This is a genomic window from Microvenator marinus, from assembly GCF_007993755.1.
GTDB lineage: Bacteria > Myxococcota_A > Bradymonadia > Bradymonadales > Bradymonadaceae > Allomicrovenator > Allomicrovenator marinus.
In genome coordinates this window covers 3498558-3518629 of sequence record NZ_CP042467.1, presented here as the reverse complement: position 1 = coordinate 3518629, position 20072 = coordinate 3498558, and the positions used below count along the sequence as shown (strand labels likewise).

The 20072-nt window shown below is 56.9% G+C and carries 19 protein-coding genes; 15 read left to right on the top strand and 4 right to left on the bottom strand.

Going from position 1 to position 20072, the window contains the following annotated elements; translation table 11 throughout:
- Positions 1-4: 4 nt before the first annotated feature.
- Genes FRD01_RS14485 through FRD01_RS14475 form a run of 3 tightly spaced genes read right to left on the bottom strand, consistent with a single transcriptional unit; the run spans position 5 to position 1949 of the window.
- Positions 5-613 carry a hypothetical protein gene (locus FRD01_RS14485; RefSeq protein WP_146960826.1) on the bottom strand — a complete coding sequence of 203 codons (609 nt, stop codon included), beginning with the start codon at positions 611-613 and terminating at the stop codon, positions 5-7.
- A complete protein-coding gene (locus tag FRD01_RS14480) occupies positions 610-1242 on the bottom strand; it encodes a TenA family protein (RefSeq protein WP_146960825.1) in 633 nt (210 codons plus the stop codon). Before FRD01_RS14480 ends, FRD01_RS14485 begins: the two co-directional genes overlap by 4 nt.
- Complete coding sequence (locus FRD01_RS14475; protein ID WP_146960823.1) at positions 1242-1949, bottom strand: class I SAM-dependent DNA methyltransferase; 708 nt, start codon at positions 1947-1949, stop codon at positions 1242-1244. The genes FRD01_RS14480 and FRD01_RS14475 overlap by 1 nt, the downstream gene beginning before the upstream one ends.
- Positions 1950-2137: 188 nt before the next feature.
- On the opposite strand from FRD01_RS14475, the gene FRD01_RS14470 reads away from it, so the two are divergent.
- The 8 genes from FRD01_RS14470 to FRD01_RS14435 all read left to right on the top strand — a co-directional run bounded on the left by FRD01_RS14470 (position 2138) and on the right by FRD01_RS14435 (position 12112).
- A complete protein-coding gene (locus FRD01_RS14470; protein WP_146960821.1) occupies positions 2138-3166 on the top strand; it encodes an Ig-like domain-containing domain in 1029 nt (342 codons plus the stop codon).
- A 185-nt stretch (positions 3167-3351) separates the two neighbouring features.
- Positions 3352-5439: a WD40 repeat domain-containing serine/threonine protein kinase gene (locus FRD01_RS14465; protein WP_146960820.1), complete on the top strand. Its 2088-nt coding sequence runs from the start codon at positions 3352-3354 to the stop codon at positions 5437-5439.
- A complete protein-coding gene (locus FRD01_RS14460; RefSeq protein ID WP_146960818.1) occupies positions 5436-6521 on the top strand; it encodes a two-component system sensor histidine kinase NtrB in 1086 nt (361 codons plus the stop codon). The genes FRD01_RS14465 and FRD01_RS14460 overlap by 4 nt, the downstream gene beginning before the upstream one ends.
- Positions 6522-6664: 143 nt before the next feature.
- Complete coding sequence (locus FRD01_RS14455) at positions 6665-7966, top strand: NHL repeat-containing protein (RefSeq protein ID WP_146960816.1); 1302 nt, start codon at positions 6665-6667, stop codon at positions 7964-7966.
- Complete coding sequence (locus tag FRD01_RS14450) at positions 7963-10002, top strand: hypothetical protein (RefSeq protein ID WP_146960814.1); 2040 nt, start codon at positions 7963-7965, stop codon at positions 10000-10002. Before FRD01_RS14455 ends, FRD01_RS14450 begins: the two co-directional genes overlap by 4 nt.
- Positions 9999-11027 (top strand): CAF17-like 4Fe-4S cluster assembly/insertion protein YgfZ, encoded by a 1029-nt coding sequence (gene ygfZ / locus FRD01_RS14445; RefSeq protein ID WP_146960812.1) that lies wholly within the window; start codon positions 9999-10001, stop codon positions 11025-11027. Before FRD01_RS14450 ends, ygfZ begins: the two co-directional genes overlap by 4 nt.
- Before the next feature lie 4 nt (positions 11028-11031).
- A complete protein-coding gene (locus FRD01_RS14440) occupies positions 11032-11706 on the top strand; it encodes an RluA family pseudouridine synthase (RefSeq protein ID WP_146960811.1) in 675 nt (224 codons plus the stop codon).
- A gap of 118 nt (positions 11707-11824) precedes the next feature.
- Positions 11825-12112 carry a (2Fe-2S) ferredoxin domain-containing protein gene (locus tag FRD01_RS14435; protein ID WP_249755634.1) on the top strand — a complete coding sequence of 96 codons (288 nt, stop codon included), beginning with the start codon at positions 11825-11827 and terminating at the stop codon, positions 12110-12112.
- Between the two features lie 12 nt (positions 12113-12124).
- On the opposite strand, the gene FRD01_RS14430 is transcribed toward FRD01_RS14435, so the two are convergent.
- A complete protein-coding gene (locus FRD01_RS14430; RefSeq protein WP_146960807.1) occupies positions 12125-12685 on the bottom strand; it encodes a sterol desaturase family protein in 561 nt (186 codons plus the stop codon).
- Positions 12686-12958: 273 nt separating this feature from the next.
- Between FRD01_RS14430 and FRD01_RS14425 the strand changes: the two genes are divergently transcribed.
- The 7 genes from FRD01_RS14425 to FRD01_RS14395 all read left to right on the top strand — a co-directional run bounded on the left by FRD01_RS14425 (position 12959) and on the right by FRD01_RS14395 (position 20069).
- Complete coding sequence (locus tag FRD01_RS14425) at positions 12959-13141, top strand: hypothetical protein (protein WP_146960805.1); 183 nt, start codon at positions 12959-12961, stop codon at positions 13139-13141.
- A complete protein-coding gene (locus FRD01_RS14420; protein WP_146960803.1) occupies positions 13138-13947 on the top strand; it encodes a hydroxymethylpyrimidine/phosphomethylpyrimidine kinase in 810 nt (269 codons plus the stop codon). Before FRD01_RS14425 ends, FRD01_RS14420 begins: the two co-directional genes overlap by 4 nt.
- Positions 13944-15386, top strand: coding sequence for an aldehyde dehydrogenase family protein (locus FRD01_RS14415; protein ID WP_146960801.1), 1443 nt, complete (start codon positions 13944-13946; stop codon positions 15384-15386). Before FRD01_RS14420 ends, FRD01_RS14415 begins: the two co-directional genes overlap by 4 nt.
- The gene (locus FRD01_RS14410; RefSeq protein WP_146960800.1) at positions 15383-16393 is read left to right on the top strand and encodes a zinc-dependent alcohol dehydrogenase family protein; all 1011 of its coding nucleotides are present in this window, start codon (positions 15383-15385) and stop codon (positions 16391-16393) included. Before FRD01_RS14415 ends, FRD01_RS14410 begins: the two co-directional genes overlap by 4 nt.
- Before the next feature lie 79 nt (positions 16394-16472).
- A complete protein-coding gene (locus FRD01_RS14405; protein WP_146960798.1) occupies positions 16473-16907 on the top strand; it encodes a hypothetical protein in 435 nt (144 codons plus the stop codon).
- 259 nt (positions 16908-17166) lie between these two features.
- The gene (locus FRD01_RS14400) at positions 17167-17958 is read left to right on the top strand and encodes a M48 family metallopeptidase (protein ID WP_249755633.1); all 792 of its coding nucleotides are present in this window, start codon (positions 17167-17169) and stop codon (positions 17956-17958) included.
- The gene (locus tag FRD01_RS14395) at positions 17955-20069 is read left to right on the top strand and encodes a hypothetical protein (RefSeq protein ID WP_146960794.1); all 2115 of its coding nucleotides are present in this window, start codon (positions 17955-17957) and stop codon (positions 20067-20069) included. Before FRD01_RS14400 ends, FRD01_RS14395 begins: the two co-directional genes overlap by 4 nt.
- Positions 20070-20072 lie beyond the last annotated feature (3 nt).

The following is a 20072-nucleotide window of genomic DNA, read 5'->3' as shown; positions in this document are numbered from 1 at the left end:
TTTTCTAAAAGGGGAAACCAGCGGAGTAGGCGAGGTGCTCGGCGAATCGCTGCCAGTCTGGCTGTGATAGGCATAGAGGGCGGCCCTGGCGGTCGTACCCAAGAACGACGTTATCCCATTTTTCGGCGACTTCGGGTTTGACGACCACAAATGGAATCGTGTCTCCGACGTGGAATTCCAGCACGCGCAATCGCTCTCCACGCGCCTCAAAGGCGGCCTCGAGTTCGTTGAAGGCCTGCTCGTAAGTTGCTTGAAACCTTGCACTTGCCCGGCCGTGCTCCTGCTTGTTTAAGCCAATCGCCTCATAGACGGAGTCCCAACCGAGTCGTTTCGGAAACCAGGAACGAATGCGCGCTGGAAGGTCCACTTTTTGTGCAAAGATGTCCAAGATCTCCGCAGAATACTTGTCCTCTGCCGAAAAAGTGTAACCGGCGTTTCCGAGCGAGGTGACCAGGTAGAGAAAGCAGTTCATCTCCGGTGGATTCTTGGCCGCACCGTAGAATCCGACCTCCTCGTTCGTCATTGGTGGACTCCGCAGTGCAGCTTCAATTGCGCTGGCAATCATTGGATCGTGGTTCGTCAAGTCCGCGGCAAACTCTAATAAGTGTTTCATGGTTTCTCGTAGAGGGCGTCCCAGAAGTCGAGCTCGAGCTGAACGGCGGCGGCATAGGCTTTGGACACGGCCTCTTCATGCCCGTCAGAGCAGATGTCGAGTTCCGCCTCCAACCACGGCACAACTTCCTGAAACGCGGGGTCTAAGTAGGTTGCAATCCACTCCGCGTATCGAGGCACGGGCGACTTCGGCATGGCGCCAAGTTTCTTTGCGATTTCGGCATAACCCACAGCGCACGGGGTCAGCGTGGCGACAACTTCGTGGTAAGTGTTGGCGGCGGCGAGGGCCTGCAAGTATCGGGTTGTCGCGGGGTACGGGGCAGTCTGAGCGAGGTCGTCCTCACTAAGCCCGACTTCACGCGCAAGCCCACGATGGAGGTCGAGCTCCACATCGCGCGTCAGCCTCACCATTTCGAGCCAGCGCGCCCTGGTATCGTTATCGGTTGCCAGATCCGCCGCGCGCTGAACAATCTGAAGGTAGCCTTGTAGGTAGAGCCAGTCCTGCGCGACCCATCGCGCAAAATACTCGAGCGGCAGGGTCCCGTCAGCCATCCCGAGCACAAACGGATGCGACTCGCACGCCGCACGCGTCGGAGCGTGCAGTTCGCGTAGTTTTTCCGAAATGCGCACTAGCTGGCCTTTTTCCCAAGGATGGCCACGTAATCGCCCGATTCATGCCCGTCGCGTGGGTTCTCCACGCTCTCTCCGGCTCGACCAGGATGCGTAGTGAGTGTTTGAGCGGTACTCAACACCTCAAACCCGGCAGCCTCATAAGCCGAGATGCGCTCGGCGGTCGTGTGCCAGGTGGCGGCCTTTACGAAGGGCATCGGGTACGGATCTTTGGGCGCAACACCAGCCAACAAGGGGTGGTCCCAGGTTCCGAGCTCGGCGGCGAGGCAGTAGAGAACGCCGAAACCGCTCTCGCGTGGGACGTCGACGACGAGGAGATAGCCGCCCGGGCGCAGGGCCCGAAACGCTCGTTTGAAGACGAGTTCGAGGTCTTTGACGTAAGACGTGGAGCCGTTGAAGAGCAAGAGGTCGTACTCTGCTTCGCCGAAATCGGCTGTTTCTGCGGTCCCGATATCCACGCTCATACCGCGGGTTCGGGCGATTGCAGCCATGCCTTCAGCGGGCTCGATGCCGTGCTCGATCACGATATTGTTGCGCTTCAGGATGGTTTCAAAGAGTCCGGTTCCGCAGCCCACTGAAAGAACCTTAGCGGGTCTTTCCTCAGGCCAGATATGGGCGATCAGGCGAACCTCACTTTCAAGCAGGTCCTGATTTTCAGCGAACCATCCGTCGTAGTCGTTGGCGAATAAATTGAATGAGTCGTTCATGGTGTTCCCTAATTGTAGAGGAGGTCTCTGGCCTCCTTGGATGTGCGTAACAGAACTCTATATCAACAAAATCCAGAATTGGCTCTGTGCGAAGAAGCAAACAGGTCCCTTTTGACAATTTGTCTTTTTCTGGTCTTATGTTGGGCCATATCAGGAGGATAGAGCCCTCCTCTACATTTGGATAAATTGTGAAAATATTACTTGTTTCAATATTGCTCTTCTTGGCTCCAGCACTGGGTTTTGCGTGCGAGGCTGGATTCTGTGTGAAGTCCACCGTCCCGGCCGACGCGGCCACAGATGTTCCGATCGATTCCAAGATCTTCGTCTACTTCGACACCACGCCAGGGTTCGCCGAGCCCCAGGCAGGGCTTGCGTTGGTAGAAGTCGACTCTCAGCAAGGCGTCTTGGCGTCGGTCGAGGTCTTCGAGGGCAACAACCCGTACAGCGAAGTCAGCAATAAGGTTGCGGTGATCGAGCCGTTGACGACCCTTTCGCCGAACATGGAGTACCAGGTGGTGTTTGGTGAGGGCTCGGTGTGTGGCGATGCGAACTTCAGCTTCACTACTGGAGCGGCCGCGGCTGCCGAGCCGATATTTGCGGGAGCTACGGCTCTGACCGCTCAATGCAGACGAGCACCAATGGAGTTCAACAGCTGCGATGATGATAGCGCGTATCCTCGAGTAGGGTTCAGCATTGAGGCCGAAGCTGCCGAGAACGTTGCTGGCTACAGGGTCTATCGTTCGGGGTTTGACGGTGTGGCGCTCGTGCCTGAGTTACCTGCGCGAGCCGAGCTCTTGCCGGGGGATGTCCGGCCGGAGGAGTGTTTTGTGGTCAAGGCGGTGGGGCTTCAGGGTACGGAGATTGGCGATGCGGAGGTCTGCGTGACCACCGACGCCGTGTGTGATGACTCTACTGAAGAAGATATGGGGATTTCGGACATGGGCGTCTCGGATATGGGCGTCTCGGATATGGGGACCACGGATATGGGGACCACGGATATGGGGACCACGGATATGGGGACCACGGATATGGGCATTGCGGATATGGGGGATGATTTGGCCAGCGATATCAGGGCTGATATGGGGACAACTGTTTTGGGAGGCGATGAAGGATGTGGGTGTCGGTCAGGGGGCTCCGGTGGCTCAGAGGGGTTCGGGCCTTGGCTTTTGATCGCTATTGGCGCCTTTTTATATCGCCGCAGAAACTCCGCCACATGAGTTCATAACTCAATCTTCCAAAGCCCGTCTGAGGAGGACCGAGCCCTCCTCTACAATTATACCTCAAATAGGGTATTTCGCGCGTTGCTACTATTTAGTAGCCTTTGCAAGTAGGTGCCGTTTCTGGTACCACTTTGCGGCTCACGCGGCACTTTTTGTCGTGATTTGTTAGAAGGGGATGATCCATGGGGGATCGACAAGCATATGACCGCCGGCGAAAGGAGTTCGCCAACCGACTTCCGTCGCATTATTGCGTACGGTGCTCTGCGGTAGTGTACCCAGAGGATACGTCGTGTTTGGATTGCGGCGCCGCCGAGCCAGAGGGGAGCTGGCCGACGATTCAAGACGGGTTCGACCCGTGGATTGGGCGCGTTCTGGACGGCCGGTATCTCGTAACGAAACGCGTTGGGCAAGGGGCAATGGGATCTGTGTATCGCGTTGAGTCCTTGGCCATTTCACGCGAATTCGCGATCAAAATCATCAATTTTAAACAGACGAGCTCGGGCGCGGACCCAGAGCAGATCCGTTCGCGTCTTCAGCGCGAGATTGAAGCGATCTCAAGGCTACGAAACCCGCACGTGGTGCCGTTCTACGAGCTTTTGGAGCTCTTCGACAACTTCGTCGGCATCGTGATGGATTTTGTGAGCGGGCAGACGCTAGACGAGCTCGTTCGGCGCGACGGACCGCTGGAGCTACGACGAGCCGTCACGGTGCTCAGACAGATCGCCAATGGTCTGCACGAGGCGCATGAAATTGGCATGATCCATCGTGACGTCAAGCCCGAGAATATGATGCTCGAGGTCATGCCTGCGGGCGACGACTTTGTGCACGTGCTCGACTTCGGGATCGTGCGCCTTGACGATGGCGTGAGCATGACGAAGGGGTTCTTGGGCACACCGCTCTACGCGAGCCCGGAACAGGCGATGGCAGGCGAGATCGACAGACGGAGCGATATTTATAGCCTGGGTGCGGTGATGTTCTTCTTGCTCTCAGGGCGGCCGCCTTTTGTGAGCGATAACGTCTACGAAATCCTACGTTCTCACGTGCGCACACCCGCGCCTCGCCTGAGCGACGTGGTCAAGGATAAGACGATTCCGGCGCTTCTTGAGAGCCTCGTGGCAGATATGCTGGCGAAGAATCCGACGCAACGTCCTCAGACCTTGCAGGACGTGATCAAGAAAGTGGACGAACTCCTCTATTCGGGCGCGCTTCATGAGGTTCCGAAGAAGGCGACGGAATCCACAGAAATTCTTCCGGATAGGCGCAAAACTCAGCTTGGAACCGGTCCGATTAAGGCCGTTTCGGTGCAAAAGAGTCCGGCATCTGAGTCTAGCGAATCCGATTTCCACAAGGAAGACTCAGGCGATTCGAGCTCTTTTGTGAGCACCGAGCGCGATCATACGGGCCCGAAAGCTGCTATTTTCAAGCGCTATCCTTCGCGCTCAAGCGTTCGAGCGATGGTGGACGAGTCTCGCGAGCTCAACCGGACGTTGATCTTTGACCGAATCCGGCAGTCGAATACGGGGGTTTTCCCGCTCGGCGTAAAGATTGAGCGCCCTATAGACTTGTGCGCAGCGAACGAGACCGGCGTCGCGCTCACAGATGAGCTAGGCCATATCTACTATTCCGACGGCGAGCACGTCACAGAGGTCTACAAGGCCAAGCAGATCGTTCATCGCATCTGCCCGATTAAGAATGGGGTGCTGATCGGCCTTCAAGACGGCAGCGTGGTCCGCGCAGAAACCAAAAAACCTCCGGTCACACTTTTTCAGGAAGTTCGTCAAAACCCAGTGCGGGGTATCGCCTACTGCGACCACACCGGCATGGCGCTCGCCGGCGCAGATTCCGGCAAAGTCTACGTGCAGCGCTCGGCCCAGTCTGATTGGGTGAGGCTTCAGGACGGCCCGCCAGTACTCGGCCTCGCGATCAACCGCATCGGCTCTATCTTTGCGGTGGCCCGAAAGACACAGGAGATCGAGGTCTTTAACGTCTCTTCTCCGAAGACGCCTTTCGTTCGCTTCTCGGTGCCCTGTGTGGTGGAGCACCTCTCGTTTAGTAATGACGGGCACTTGCTGGCCGTACTTCTCGAGAACGACACCATCGCAATTCATATGGTCCTGACCGGGAAACGGCTGATGATCATCAAAGAAGATGTTCACCACCTGCGCACTGTGTTCTTCAATTCAGACAATGCGTTGACCGGTTATTTTGGGATGGATGGTGCACTTTTTGGTGTAGACCTTCAGCGTGAAATGGCTGGTGCGAAGACTTGACTGACCACGAAATCCGGCTTTCGGAGGAGAAGTTACGCGTCTTGATCGAGTCGTCTCCCGACGGCATGATCGTTCATCAAGACGGCATTTTTGCGTATGTGAATCCAGCCTTCCTGCGTATGCTCGGTTTTGATGATCCATCCGAAATCGTGGGTAAGTCGGTCAAGGAGTTCGCGCATCCAGACGAATGGGAGTTGATGCGTGAGCGGCGCGAACTCTCGATCCGTGGGGACGTTACGCCTCCGGCAGAGTTTCGGATGTTGCGCCGCGACGGGACCTGGATGTGGGTGGAGATCGCCTCCATTCCGGCGCTCTACGATGGGATTACCTCGGTGATCGCCACGGTGCGTGACCTCACGGAACGCAAAGCGATATCGGCCAAAATGATGGAGGTGGATCGCATGGTGGCGGTGGCGACACTGGCATCGGGCGTGGGCCACGAGATCAACAATCCGCTGACCTACGTGATGGTCAATATCGATCTAATTCGGGAGGACATGCGCGGCGAGCAGCGCATGAGTCGAGAAGAAATCCTGAAGCTACTTGATAGCGCGCATATGGGCACGATTCGTATTCGAGACATTGTGCGTGATTTGAGCACGCTATCTCGCCGTGGAGACGCGGTGATCGAGAGTATCGACCTTGCGGATTTGCTCGATTCATCGATCAATATTTGCTGGAACACGATCCGGCATCGCGCGAAATTGGTGAAGGAGATCGGCGAGCTGCCGAGGATTTCAGGGCATCTTTCGAAACTCGGGCAGGTTTTTGTAAATCTGCTGATGAATGCAGCGCAAGCCATTGAAGTGGGCGACGCAGAGTCGAACCGGATTTGCGTTCGCGCCTTTGTTCGAGACGAGTGGGTGGTGGTGGAAATTGAGGATACAGGCTCGGGGATCTCGAAAGGAAATCTGAGCCAGATCTTTGACCCGTTCTTCACGACAAAACCGGTCGGCGAAGGCACTGGCCTGGGCTTGCCCATCTCGAGGAAAACTGTGGAGCTTCTCGGTGGGCGCCTCGAGGCGGAGAGCCAACTTGGGCGCGGCAGCACGTTCAGGGTCCTCTTGCCCCAAAACACCTAGTCAACTCAATTTTCAAGGAATTTTGATTGGGTTTCGTTTCTTCCACGTCCAACTAACGCGGGTAGAGCCCGCGATGACTGGACTTAAAAGCATGATTCTGTCATGCTCCGCCCCGTTAGTGGGCGTAATTTGAAGGAGCGTACATGTCGAAGTGGTTAGTAGCAGTGTTGGGATTATCGTTGATTTCTGTGGCGTGCGGCGACGATGCCGAACAGAAAGATCCGATCGTGATCCCCGATAACAACGGAGAAAACAACACGGATCCCAATAATACGGACCCCAATAACACCGACCCAAACAACGTGGATCCGAACAACACGGAGCCTAATAACGTTGAGCCCAACAATACGATGCCCATGAACGAAGTGGCGGACATCATCGGCGATGGCGACGCGGCGAGCGTGGACTTTGTGAAGATTCACACGAGCACTGCGAACGTGACCCTTGAGGCGACCGCGCTCGCGTTCAATCCGATCAAACCCGAAGAGCTTTGGATTACCCAGCGCCAGCCTAAGAGCGACGCTCCGTGCACAAGCCTCAGCGCTACGGCCGAGGGCTGTGGTTCACTCGAGGGTGTCACGACGATTATCTTCAATCCGGGCGAAGCCAACCAAACCGCCCAGGTCCTCGTTGACGGCAATTCGTGGCACTTCATGCGCCGCCCATCGAGCATGGCGTTTGGCGCAGGCGCCACCTTCGCCACATGTCACGAAGAGCGCACGGGTAACTACCTCGATGACCCGGCGAACTTCATTGGACCCACATTGTGGTCGTCGGATCTGAGCATCTACGCGCAAGATCCGGGCGTGGATTCCGAAGGTGCGCCGTTGAACGGCTCGCACCTGGATATGTTGCATTCGACCCCGTTCTGCATGGGAATCGCGCACGAGACGGCCAATGTATATTGGACGTTTAACGGATTTGTCGGCGCTGTCGAGCGCTACGACTTCAAAGGCGACCATGGACCGGGCTATCACGACCACTCAGACGGCGAGATCCAGCGATTCGCTGTGGGTGAATTCGCACGTGTAGAAGGCGTACCAAGCCATATGGACTTCGTGGACGGTGAGCTTTATATCGCGGACACTGGAAACAGCCGTATCGCTAAGCTCAATCCAGATTCTGCCACGGTCATGGGTTCCATTACTCCTGCCTACGAGCCGCTGGCTATCAACCAAGTTCTAGACGGTGCGAGCATCACGGATATCCTGCCATCAGGAACGCTTGAGCGTCCGAGCGGCCTTGTCCATCACGAAGGCGTGCTCTTCGTAAGTGATAACGCCTCCGGAAAAATCGTGGCACTTAGCCTCGAAGGTGAGGTTCTTCGCGAACTTCAGACCGAACTGACCGACGGTCAACTCTCTCCTCTGACGATTGGTCCAGACGGCAAGCTCTACTTCGCCGACCTGACCAACGCTGACGTCTGGCGAATCGATCCCAAATGAACTCACCGCTCAGCCTTGATTTTTCGTTAAGGCACGAGGTCGTCGGGGGCCACGATGTCTACTGGCTAGGACTCGACGACGACGAAGTCGCCCTCGTGGTTGACTATGCGCGCGATGATTACAGGCGGGCATCTCTGGTGGGCAAGGATGACGATTCGGTGCGTCGATTCGTGGAGAAATTCACGAGCGGCTTCAAGATCGAGCCGACTATCGACGTCCAGCGCTGGCGCCTGAAGACCGAGCCTGGCGACGCCAAATTTGTCTATATCGTCGATCACCAAGACGAGCAGGGTGTGGATTGGCGAGTTACCAAAATGGGATTTGGTGCGGACCCGTCCATCTACCTCCACCTTTCGCCATCCACGGGGCGCGCGCGCCTCGAAGAGCGTTCCTTGGAGGCTCGTCGAAATTTTGTGGAGGCATTCACCCGTGCGGTGCTCGAGCCGATGTCTCAGACGGCACGCGCGCTCGAGCGCATCGCCCGACGCCCGCAATGGCTGGCACATGACGTGCCGCTCGTGACGTGGTTCCATCCCACCGAACTCGTAGCTCAGGGGCAGCCAACATGGTTTGAGGACCATTTGGTGGGCATTTCGGGGCTTGAGGTCAAGGCTACGGGCGAGAGCGGCAATTTCACAGTCTATGAGGTGGATCGCGGTAGCGAGCTCCTCTGGGTGGGCGGTTATTGTGGCGCGCTTGTGATCGTGAGCCGCGAGTTTGAAGAGACACGTATTTCGGTGGTCGAGAGTCTCGATTCCGACGCGCGGGAGATTTACTCGACACGGGGAACCACCTCGGGCCATCCGATGATCGGGCCTTCGAATGATTGGCTCGCGTTCAATATCCAGACACGCTCTGGGCCGTGCGCCGTGGTCTTACGACTCGACGGAACCGACGAGCGCGAACTCGACGATTATTGGGCGAGTTCTTGGGGCCCGGACGGCCTTGAGGTGCGCAATATTGACGACCAGTCTTGGTGGCTTTGGACGCCTGAAAAACTGCAGGAAATCCCGCGCCCACCAAGGCGCGTTGGTCCGCATGTGGTGGAGACCGAAGCAGGGTTTTCTACGCGCAACTCTGTCTTTGAACCGCCTGATTCCTCGTCACGTCGTCGCATGGTGACCAACGTTTACACCTGGATTTCGGGCCCGTTTGTGGTGGCCGATTGGTCGGACTCCTATCTCTTCAACGTGGAGACCGGCCAGGGTTGGACGCTTTTGCCTGAGACTATCGCGAGCCGTGGGGCGGTCACGGTGGACCCGTCGTTGACACGACTCGCCTTTACCACGAGCGGTGGGCGCGCGTTCATCGGCGATATCTCGCCGCGATTCCTGAACCCGACCTTTGAAGAGCGGCCTGGGATGACGCGCGAGTCCTGTACAGAGGCGCTGCGCGACAGTCTGGCCGGGGATATCTTCGAGTTTCACGGGGTGCCGAGCCACCTTTCTCTGGAAGACCTGAGCCGGCGATTTGGACTCCAAGTCGGAGACTTGCGGGAGCGCCTTAGCAAAGCCGGCGAGGACTTTGTGGACTCCCAGGTGGGTCATGTCCGCATGATTCTGAGCGAGAATGCGCTCCATCAGATCGCGGCCTTGGGTGTTCATTATGCAGCCGCATGGTCGATTTTGGCCGAGTACCTGCCCCAACACCAACTCCTGAGTGCGTTGAGACACGCGGCGGCAAAGACCTTTGTGGATTCGCTGGTTCAGGATGAGTATCTGCATCGCGTGCTCTTTGGCGGAATCAGGCCAAGCGCCGACGAATGGGAACGCGTTCTAGAGACTTTGCACGCGTCTGAATCGATTTGGCTGGCCGATCCATCTGAGGGATTGGAAACGCAGCTCGTGCAGGCATTACATATCGTCTACGAGCTGCTCGACGAACTCAAAGATATGGCGATCGCGCCCGAGCTCTGGCGAGAAATGGAATTGAGGATAGACCGACTTCAACAACTCATGGTCAACAAGGCGCCAGCTTATCAGGGGCTCGAGGAGCTCTTAGAGATCGTGCGCTGTGTTGAGGAGGCGTACTCGTGACGTCCAAGGAAACCGAGGTCTGGCGCGGGGCTGAAGTCGTGATGCATTGGGGTGATCCCGAGGCTGAGTACCAGGGTATTCGCAGCGGGGTGGTCTTGGTGGACCGCGACGAGCGCGAGACTTGGGTGGCTACAGGCCAAGACGTGGTCAAGCTGATTCAGGGCCTCGTGACCGGGAATGTGTTCACGCTCGCGGCCGAAGGGGCCGGCATGATGACGACCGCCGTGAACGTCAAAGGGCGTTTTGTGACGGACCTGCGCCTCCTGCACATTCTGGACATTTTGATCCTGGACCTCGAGCCGGGCCAGACCGCTGCCGGAGCTGTTTCGCACTTTAAGAATCACGTGATTACGGAAGATGCGAAATTCCATGACCGCCGCTCGAGCACAGCGCGCCTGGGTGTTTTTGGACCGGGTGCCGCCGAGGCATTGGAGGCCGCGGGACGATTTTCTGTGCGGCTTGAGAACCTCGCGCCATTTCATGGGACCAGTGGACGCATTGGCGCTGATGGTGTGGTGGTGCAGGCAACGCCAATCACGGGCGGTGCGGGGTTTGAGCTCTACGTTCCGCGTGAGTCCAAGGAACGCATCGAGCGGGTGTTGTTGCGTTCGTCTGGCATGATTCGTGCCGGCCACCTGGCGATGGAGCGCGCCCGAATTGAGGCCGGGATTCCAAGGTTTGGCGTGGAGATGGACGAGAAGATCATCCCACTCGAAGCCGATATGAACTACGCAATCGCCTACGATAAGGGGTGTTATCTGGGCCAAGAGGTCATCGCACGCCTAGACACGCGCGGTGTACCCGCGAAGCTTTTGCGGCGCCTTGTGATCGAAGGGCAACAAGCCCCGGCGCTCGATTCTGAGATTTTGCATGACGGAAAGGTCGTGGGAGAAGTCCGGAGTGTGGCGCAAACCGGCGATGGCGCATGGGTGGCCATGGGTTATCTCAAGCGCGACCACAACGAGCCGGGAATGCAGGTTGAAATCGGTGAACTTCGAGCCGTTGTGGCTCCCCTAAGCGCTTGAACCGATGTTGATCGACATCTCGCCGCATATCATTTTTGAAGACACGTGGATTATCGCTGTGGACAAGCCTTCTGGACTTCCGAGCCAGGGCACCCGTGATCCGGCGCGTGACCATCTAGTTGCTGCCGTTGAGCGATACCTGAGGCTCACGAACCCGAAGGCCCGCGCGGCCCTGCACCATCGGCTCGATGTGGAGACGAGCGGTGTGATCGTGCTCGGTAAGCATAAGGACGCGAACAAGGGGCTGACGGACGCATTCCGAGAGCGGCTTGCGCAAAAGACCTATCTGGCGGTGGTGGTAGGCGAGTTTCCGGAAGAGGCCGCGGTGACGAACCATCTGGCGTCAAAACGCGACGGGAAGCGAAACCGGATGGTCACCGTTCGGGCCGGCGGTGATTTTGCGGAGACGACGTTTAAGCGGAGACGGATTGAGGGCGGGTTGAGCGTTGTTGAGGCGTATCCGAAGACTGGGCGTATGCACCAGATTCGCGTGCACCTCGCCGGGCTCGGCTTTCCGATTGTGGGCGATAGCTTCTACGGTGGTGTGTCGCGCTGGGACGGCGCGCGTGTGGCGCGCATGATGCTGCACGCCTGGCGGCTTGAGCTCCCGCACCCGGTAACGGGTGAATCGCTAGTTTTGGACGCCCCCGTAGATGAGGGCTCCGTTCTCCTAGGTTAAGCGTGGCAAAACAAACAAAGTTAACTGGAAAACGAGGGTCGTTTTTTTTCCTTCTTGCTATTGAAAATCATTTTCAATTTCATTAGTGTCCTTTTCGAACTTGGTTATGGAGGAGTGCATGGCCAGAGACCTTCGGAAAATTCAAAATGTTGTCTTGGTTTGCCAGGGCAAAGACTGCAAAAAGAATGGGGCCAAGGACGTGCTATGCGGCGTCAAGTCAGCCCTCAAAGATCTTGGCGCGCACCGAGAAACCATGATCGTGAAGACGAAGTGCACTGGCCAATGCAAAAAGGCACCGGTTATGGGTATTCAACCCCACGGTGTCTGGCTCACCGAAGGTACTGAGAAGTCGGCCGCAGCCACCATTCACGCCACGATCGGCGAAAGACTCAAGATCGTATCCTGAGTTTGCGGCGAGTTAGTTTGCGACGCGTGGACTATGTAGTTCAAAGTCTTCGGCGTACTCCGCCCGCATTTCCCCTTCCTCATTCAACATCCAAGGCAGCGCTTTTTTCCTCGGAACGACGATCTTTGGCGGGACTTCGAGAGTTCCAAACACGGCATCCCAGATGGGCGTGGTCACGCCGTGGTTGAGGTTCGGGCGTTTGTAGTGGTGGTAGAGGTGATGCCTTCTGGCCCAACGTCCGTAGCGAGTTTTTGGCCCGTGCGTATGTAGCCTTTTGTGGATGAATTCGTAGGTAAGATAGGTGAGCGCAAATCCCAAGGAGGCGGCAATGCCGTAGATTCCCGTAGCGAGGTAGAGAAGCGGGCCTGTGATGCCCAGCACGAGGAATGCAGCGCCAAACTTCTTCCAACCAGGCGCGAAGTACATGATGTCGGTGTGGTGGGCCAGATGTTCTACGGTGAAGGGGTTCTTAGATCCCCCTTTGTGACCATAGCCTCGGTGCAGGCCGTATTCGGTCAAGGTCCAAGCCGTGGCGCCTGCTAGAAATCCTAATAGTAATCCGAATATAGACATGGTCACCTTTCTGCTTGAGGTTTCGTAATCTGAGTTCTGTCTACCCTGGCTCCGTCCGCGTATGCGCCTCTATGATTACTACCCAACTCCATGTACAATAGTAAACAAAGTTTACTTTGTAAACAATGTTTATCTTTGTTGGGGAATTTTGAGTTTCTTTGTGCGTTGTTCCGCATGTGGGTGTTTATAGCCTTTGCCTACGCCCATCTGAGGAGGACAAAGCCCTCCTCTACGTGGTATACCTTGCCCAACACACGATTTACAGGAACGACCGTGGATACATCTTGGAAGAAGACTGACACTTCAGCGCCCGAATACAAACGCAAGGTGATTTTTTACACCGTCCTCACCATGGTCTTCGGCATCATCGGCAGCGCCCTGCTCGCCTACAAGATCGACAGCGCCGAGAAGGCACAAGCAGAAAAGCGTGCTGAGCAGGCTCAAATTCAGAAATGAGCCTTAAGCGTGTTTTGACCATTGCTGGCACCGATCCAACCGGAGCGGCCGGCATCACCGCAGACCTTGGGGTTTTCCGCGATTTCGGGTGCCTGGGTGCGTCCGTGATCACATCGGTGGTCTGGCAAAACTCTCAGGGAGTTCAAGGGTTCAAGACGCTAGAAGTTGATGAAGTCCTCGGCCAGCTTGACGCGGTCTTGGACGATCTCAAGATAGATGCGGTCAAGATCGGGATGCTTGGAAATGCCGAGATTGCCGCGGGTGTCGCTTCGCGGCTCAAGGCGCTGAGTGTGCCGATCGTGCTCGACCCAGTCATGGCGTCTGGAGACGGTGACAAGGCCATGTGGTTATCCGGCGGGGAGCCGAATGGTTGGGAGCCGATCCTGGACGTTGCCACGTTGATTACGCCGAATGTGCCCGAGTTCCTGGTTTTGACGGGTCGCGAGACGATGGAGCGTGAGGATATTGAGGCGGCGTTGATAGGGGCGGTAGCGGCATTTGACGCGGATATAGTTTTGAAAGCGGGCCACCTTCCGAGTACGGACTCTGAGGTGGCTGATTTCCTGATGCTTCGTGGGCAAACCGAGGTTTTGGACCTTAAGGCGTTTCCGCGAATTCCGGACGATGTGCGGGGTACCGGCTGTGCGCTCTCTTCCGCGATCGCGGCTTCTTTGGTATCGAACCCGGACGTTTTGGCGTCGGTTGAGATGGCGCGGGAGTATTTGAGCGATCGTCTAGCGACGAGGTATTGGCCGGGTAAAGGTCGTGCGTCGCTGGGTTCGCAAACAAAGAGAGTAGTACAATGAGTCATGGAATTTTAGTTCGAGAAAACCCAGCAAACACGCAAGAGATTTTGTACGAAATCCCGTGGGACCTGAATCAGGTTGATTCATCGGTGGCGAAAGCAAAAGCCGCGCTGCGCAGCTGGGACCGGCTTGGCCGCGAGGCACGCATCGGCTACCTCCACAAATTCTCGGAGGCGCTCAAGTCGCGCCGTGAACTCATCGCTCGCACTATCGCTCTGGAGGCGGGAAAGCCTCTCTGGGAGGCGTACACCGAAGCAGACGCGCTGAGCGCCAAGATCGATATTATGACGGGCGAAGGGGCTGCGCTGACGGCGGACGTTCATCCAGAGGGTTTAAGTGGAGGTTCGTGGAGATATCGGCCGCTCGGACCACTCGCGGTCTTGGGGCCGTTCAACTTCCCGCTCCACCTACCGAACGGGCATATCGTGCCGGCGCTTGTCAACGGCAACACGGTGATTTTCAAGCCGTCGGAAGTTACGGCCAAGAGCGCGGAGATTTACATCGAGGCAGCCCGAGAAGCTGGTATCCCGGACGGGGTGATCAACCTTGTGCAGGGTCCGGGTGAAGTCGGGGCGGCGCTCGTTGTGCACCCAGATATTCGGGGGGTCTTGTTCACCGGGTCCTACGAGACCGGCTTGAGGATCAAGCGCGCGACTTTGGAGCACCCACAAAAACTGCTCGCTCTGGAGATGGGCGGCAAGAATACCTCGATTATACTTGGGGATGCGGGCCTTGAGCACGCCGCGCACGATATTGCGTTTGCGGCTTATATGACTGCCGGGCAGCGTTGTAGCGCGACGAGCCGAATCATTCTGGAGGCGAGCGTTTTTGACGAGTTCGTGGAGCGGTTTAGGGATATCTCGGCGCGTGTCACCATGGGGGATACGGTCAACGAGACCACGTTTATGGGGCCGCTCGCCACTCAAGGTGCGTTCCAGAAATTCTTGGATGCGCAGCAAGATACGGAAAATGGGCGGCTGGTGAATCTGCTCGAGGGAGGCCTCGCGCGCCAGGATTTGCAGGGGTATTTTGTGAGCCCTGCCCTCTGGCACGCCAAGGAATGCGACGCTCGCGGCACGCATCAGGCCGCTGAAATTTTTGGGCCGGACGTCGTTCTCTACAAGGCGCACAATGACGCAAACCTAGTGGAGTGGGCGAATGCCACGGATTTTGGTCTCGCGATGAGTATTTATACTCGTGACGAAGAGAGGTTTCAGGACCTCGGTTACGATCTTGAAACCGGGATTCTGAACTTGAACCGGTCTACGTGCGGGGCCTCGTCGCGGCTTCCTTTCGGCGGCGTCAAACAGTCTGGGAATCACCGTCCGAGTGCGGTGCTCGCCGGACTTTACACGGCCTATCCACAAGCGCAGCTGGTGCAGGCTTCGGAGTTCAATCCGAAGACTTTGGATGCCAAGCCGTGGAGTTTGTTGTCATGAACCAGGCGTGGATGATTGAGGCGTGGGGCGTTGAGAATCTCAAACTTGAAAGCGTAGAGCCCGAAGAGGTTCAGCCCGGCCAAGTCCGTGTTGAGATCAAGGCGACATCGCTGAACTACCGCGATCTCCTGATGGTTCGAGGCCACTATAACCCTCGTCAACCGCTACCGTTGGTGCCGTGTTCGGATGCGGCCGGCGTGGTGGTGGAGACGAGTGAGGGGGCTAGCTGGAAAGTGGGCGACCGAGTCATGCCCGCATTTGCACAGACATGGCAGAGTGGGCGGCTCAAGCGCGAGCATCTCAAATCCACGCTGGGAGGGCCGCTTCAGGGCACACTTACTCAGTCTCGTGTTTTTGACTCGCATGGACTTGTGGCGATTCCCGATGGTCTTGGCTTTGAGGCTGCCGCTACGCTTGGGTGCGCGCCTCTGACCGCATGGAACGCATTGATCGCGCATGGTGGACTTCGGCCGGGCGAGACGGTTTTGGTTCAGGGTACGGGCGGTGTGTCGATTTTCGCGTTGCAGCTGGCGCATGCCATGGGCGCGCGCGTGGCGGTGACGTCTTCGGACGACGCGAAGCTCGAGCGGGCGCGGGAGCTCGGGGCCGAGTACACCATCAACTACAGGACCACGCCGGAATGGGGCCGCGAGGCCCGGAAGTGGTGTCCAGAAGGCGTGGACCATATCATCGAGGTGGGCGGCGCTGGAACGCTCGCTCAGTCATTGCGAGCGGTAGCTGCAGGCGGCAATATCTACGTTATCGGAGTGCTTTCGCACGACGGCAGCCTGCCGGCGTTTGATCCAACTCCTCTGCTGATGAACAATATTCGGATGCAGGGGATTTTTGTGGGTCCGAAGGCCGAGTTCGAGGCGTTAAGTGCAGCGGTCTCGGCGCTGAATCTTGAACCGGTGATCTCAGACCGATTTGGATTTGATGAGGCACCAAGGGCCTTTGAGCATTTGGCGACCGGCAACCATTTCGGCAAGATCGTGGTTTCAGATTGAATTTTCCAGTGTTTCCTATCGTCAACGGCCACAAGTTCGACCATAACGTCCTTAGAACAAATAACTTAGAGGCTTTGACATGAAGTATTTGGTACTATTTGCTGCTCTTTTGGCCATGGCATGTGGCGATGATCAGGCGCCCCTTAGCGACGGCCCTCTCACCGGAACGATTGACGGAAAGGCATGGACGTTCATGTCCGGAAGCGCCTCGCCGAGTGCGTTTGAGGAAGGTGAGTTCTGGATCGACCTCTACGGTGAGGAGTCCGAAGATCCCTGTGGGTTTGGTGCCGGTGGTGGTGATTCGGTTCTCTTTACTCGACCCGCCGAACTTGTGGATGCTCAGCTCAGCTTGAGCAATAACGTCACGGTGGTGCACGGCGAAAATATCAACTCGATCATGACCGAAGGCCGGTTGGTGATCGACGTGATTACGGACACAACCATTGGTGGCGGCCTGATTGTGGAAGGCGACCACAACCTCAACGGTCGTTGGGAAGTTCCGATTTGTGAGTAAGTAGAAGAAGGCTCTGTCTTCTTCGGATGGGTGGTGTAAAAAGCTATGATTGACAAGGGTTGCGCTGTCTAGCCTTGTTCTCACCTTCCTCTATTGTGAGTTGTCTTTGACTTTTGGGGGGTGCGGCACAAAATTCAAGTTGCCTTTGATTTTTTAGGATTTGCAGCACTAAGTTGTTTTGACTTTGGTTTGCGGGTTATTGATCTCCGCAAACATGCAACTAACGCGGACAGAGCCCGCGTTGACGCGAGGAAAAACAATGAAATATTCAGTGTTCTTAACTTTGATTTTTAGTGTGTTGCTTACGCAAGCTTGCGCCACATCCAATCTGGCGCGACAGACCGCAGACCAGGTCTTTCCGGTCTCCGAAGAGAACAAGATGGGCAAGGAGGTCGCGGTCCAGATCGAGGCCGAGAACAAGGTTCATCAGGACCCGAACCTGCAGGCCTATATTCGTGGCATGGGCGCAAAGATCGTAGCGGCCGCCAAGAATGATATCCCGCGTGGTATTCGTATTACGTTTACGGTGGTGGACGACCCGAAGACCGTGAACGCGTTCGCGATTCCGGGCGGCAATATCTACATCTATACGGGACTCTTGAAGTCCGCGTCCTCGGAGGCCGAGGTTGCTGGCGTGCTTGGCCATGAAGTTGCTCACGTCACGCGACGGCACGTGGCGCAACGGCTCTTGGTTATGGTTGGAGCAGACCAACTCATTCAGATGGCTTCGGGCAAGGATCCAAGCGGTCTTGCGGGACTCGCGGGGTCCGTGGCGGCACAGGGATATTTCCTCAAGTACAGCCGTGACCACGAGCACGACGCGGACGATTTTGGTCTCGACTACATGGTTCGCGCCGGTTACAACCCACAAGGATTCGTGACGTTTTTTAAGAAGTTAGGGGACTCCAATGTGCCTGAGTTTCTTTCGACACACCCTGACCCAGCAGGGCGTGCTCGCACAGCGCAGGAGCGAATTCGCGAGATGTCAAACACGCCAAGCTACACGGGTGAAGCCGAGTTTAAGGCCAAGAAACAAGAGTTCGGACTATGAAAATCTATCTCTTCGCACTGATTTTGCTGGCTGCCGCATGTGGTAAGGACGACGCGCCCACACCCCAACCAAACCCCGATATGGGGACAGATGCCGCCAATGATCAGGCTCCGGATGATGCTGGTGATGATCTGGACGCGGCACAGGACATGCCGGAAACTCGCTCAGATTGCGATGAGATCGACCCCGGGCATTGTGCTCTTCCGTGGCCTTCGAATTACTTTTTGAAGCCTGATTCGAGCCGAGAAACCGGATACACCCTTGAGTTTACGCCAACGGCGCTGCCAGCAAACCGGGACGGAATCCATATCGATCCCGCACCGTACAAGCGTCGAGACGGCTACGGGCTTGGCTCACCGGCCGTTGCGCTCTTCCCGAACGTGGACGCTTCTGGCCTTCCGGATGAGTACAGTATTGAGAATTCGCTCGACGAAAACTCTCAAATCCTCTTTCTAGAAGTCGGCGACACTCCTCGGCGCGTGCCATTCTTCGTGGACCACGACAACCAGACGGATAATCCCGAGATAAGGACGCTGATCGTGAGACCTGCTGAGGTTTTGCGGCCTGCCACACGCTACGTGGTCGCGTTTAGAAACCTTAAGGATACGGACGGTGCGGACATCCCGAGAAGCCCTGCGTTTGAGGCGCTCGCAACGCAAAGTGCCACGGGATTCCTGGCAGAGCGTCAGGCACGCTTCGACGAGATTTTTGGCATTTTGAACGCCGAAGGCTGGACCACGGAGTCGTTAAACCTCGCCTGGGATTGGACCACAGCATCCAATGATAGCCTCAACGGCTATATGATTCATATGCGGGACGAAGCGCTTGAAGCCTTCCCGGAAGGCCCGGAGCTCCGCGTAACTTCGGTTCAAGAGTTTACGCCTGAGGAGAACGATATCACGGCATTCAGGCTCGAGGGCGAGTTCGATGCGCCGCATTATATCGAGGTTTTAGAGGGCGATGCGCGCCTGAGAATCGGCGAGGACGGCATGCCGGAGGCCGAGGGGACGCGTACGGTAAAGTTCTGGGTGAGCGTGCCGCGCACGGCGCTGACCCAGGAGCCGCACGGCCTTGCAATGTACGGCCACGGTCTCTTTGGCGAGGGCTCGCAGACCTATGGCCGGTTCAATCAGCGCATTGCCGACAAGCATAAGTTCATCTTTTTCGGGGCGAGTTTGTGGGGAATGTCAGGGGCGCAGGGTGGCGTGGATGCGGCGCTAATCTCGGTAAACCTGTCCAAGTTTGGCCTGATTGGCGACCAACTTCACCAGGGCATGCTCGAATGGATCCTCATGGCGCGTGCGTTCAAGCACAAGTTTGGCGCGCTTGAAGAAATCGACTCGAGAGACATCGTTCTCAACGATGAACTCTACTACACGGGCATTTCTCAAGGTGGGATTTTTGGACCGACCTTTGTGGCGCTGAGCCCGGACGTCTCCCTCGGCCACGCTGGTGTTCCCGGACATACCTACAGCACGCTCCTTCATCGCTCAGTAGACTTTGCCCCCTTCTTTGCAGTGCTTCGTGGCTCATATCGAAATGCTATCGACCAACTCCTGGCGCTGAATACCATTCAGCTCTGGTGGGACGGAACCGATCCTGTGAGCTACATGTGGCGTCTGAGTGCCGACCCGATCGACGAACAGGTCAATCATATGCTCTGGGCGCCGACGAAGGGCGACTTCCAGGTCTCCGTGCTGCAAAACGAACTTCTAACCCGGACGCCTGGTTTGGGCGTGGCACTCATGGAGAATTACGACCCTGAACGCGAGGTCGCGCTCGTTGATGAGACGGCGTACCCACATACCGGTTCTGCCGTGGTGCTCTACGATTTTGGCATTGAGGTGAACGGCACCGAATGGCGAAATCCGTGGCCAATTCCTGGAAACCAGGTCCCGACGGGCGGCAGCGATCTGGAGTGCCCGGCGGGTTGCCCAGCCGGAGAGAGTGCGGGCGGCGCGCCATTTGATTGTTGTTACGGGCAGTGCTGCTTTGATGCGCACGGGATGCCGAGAAACGCCGAGTGGCATAACGACCAGATGGTCCACTTCTTCCGCAACAGTGCTGAGGTGATCGACGTGTGCGGCGCAGATGGCTGCACGCCTGACTGAAAG

What these genes read in the sequence shown, in the direction of transcription:
- FRD01_RS14485 (WP_146960826.1), bottom strand. Translation starts at nt 613, where the DNA reads ATGAAACACTTATTAGAGTTTGCCGCGGACTTGACGAACCACGATCCA.
- FRD01_RS14475 (WP_146960823.1), bottom strand. Translation starts at nt 1,949, where the DNA reads ATGAACGACTCATTCAATTTATTCGCCAACGACTACGACGGATGGTTC.
- FRD01_RS14465 (WP_146960820.1), top strand. Translation starts at nt 3,352, where the DNA reads ATGGGGGATCGACAAGCATATGACCGCCGGCGAAAGGAGTTCGCCAAC.
- FRD01_RS14455 (WP_146960816.1), top strand. Translation starts at nt 6,665, where the DNA reads ATGTCGAAGTGGTTAGTAGCAGTGTTGGGATTATCGTTGATTTCTGTG.
- FRD01_RS14450 (WP_146960814.1), top strand. Translation starts at nt 7,963, where the DNA reads ATGAACTCACCGCTCAGCCTTGATTTTTCGTTAAGGCACGAGGTCGTC.
- FRD01_RS14440 (WP_146960811.1), top strand. Translation starts at nt 11,032, where the DNA reads ATGTTGATCGACATCTCGCCGCATATCATTTTTGAAGACACGTGGATT.
- FRD01_RS14435 (WP_249755634.1), top strand. Translation starts at nt 11,825, where the DNA reads ATGGCCAGAGACCTTCGGAAAATTCAAAATGTTGTCTTGGTTTGCCAG.
- FRD01_RS14430 (WP_146960807.1), bottom strand. Translation starts at nt 12,685, where the DNA reads ATGTCTATATTCGGATTACTATTAGGATTTCTAGCAGGCGCCACGGCT.
- FRD01_RS14420 (WP_146960803.1), top strand. Translation starts at nt 13,138, where the DNA reads ATGAGCCTTAAGCGTGTTTTGACCATTGCTGGCACCGATCCAACCGGA.
- FRD01_RS14415 (WP_146960801.1), top strand. Translation starts at nt 13,944, where the DNA reads ATGAGTCATGGAATTTTAGTTCGAGAAAACCCAGCAAACACGCAAGAG.
- FRD01_RS14410 (WP_146960800.1), top strand. Translation starts at nt 15,383, where the DNA reads ATGAACCAGGCGTGGATGATTGAGGCGTGGGGCGTTGAGAATCTCAAA.
- FRD01_RS14405 (WP_146960798.1), top strand. Translation starts at nt 16,473, where the DNA reads ATGAAGTATTTGGTACTATTTGCTGCTCTTTTGGCCATGGCATGTGGC.
- FRD01_RS14400 (WP_249755633.1), top strand. Translation starts at nt 17,167, where the DNA reads ATGAAATATTCAGTGTTCTTAACTTTGATTTTTAGTGTGTTGCTTACG.
- FRD01_RS14395 (WP_146960794.1), top strand. Translation starts at nt 17,955, where the DNA reads ATGAAAATCTATCTCTTCGCACTGATTTTGCTGGCTGCCGCATGTGGT.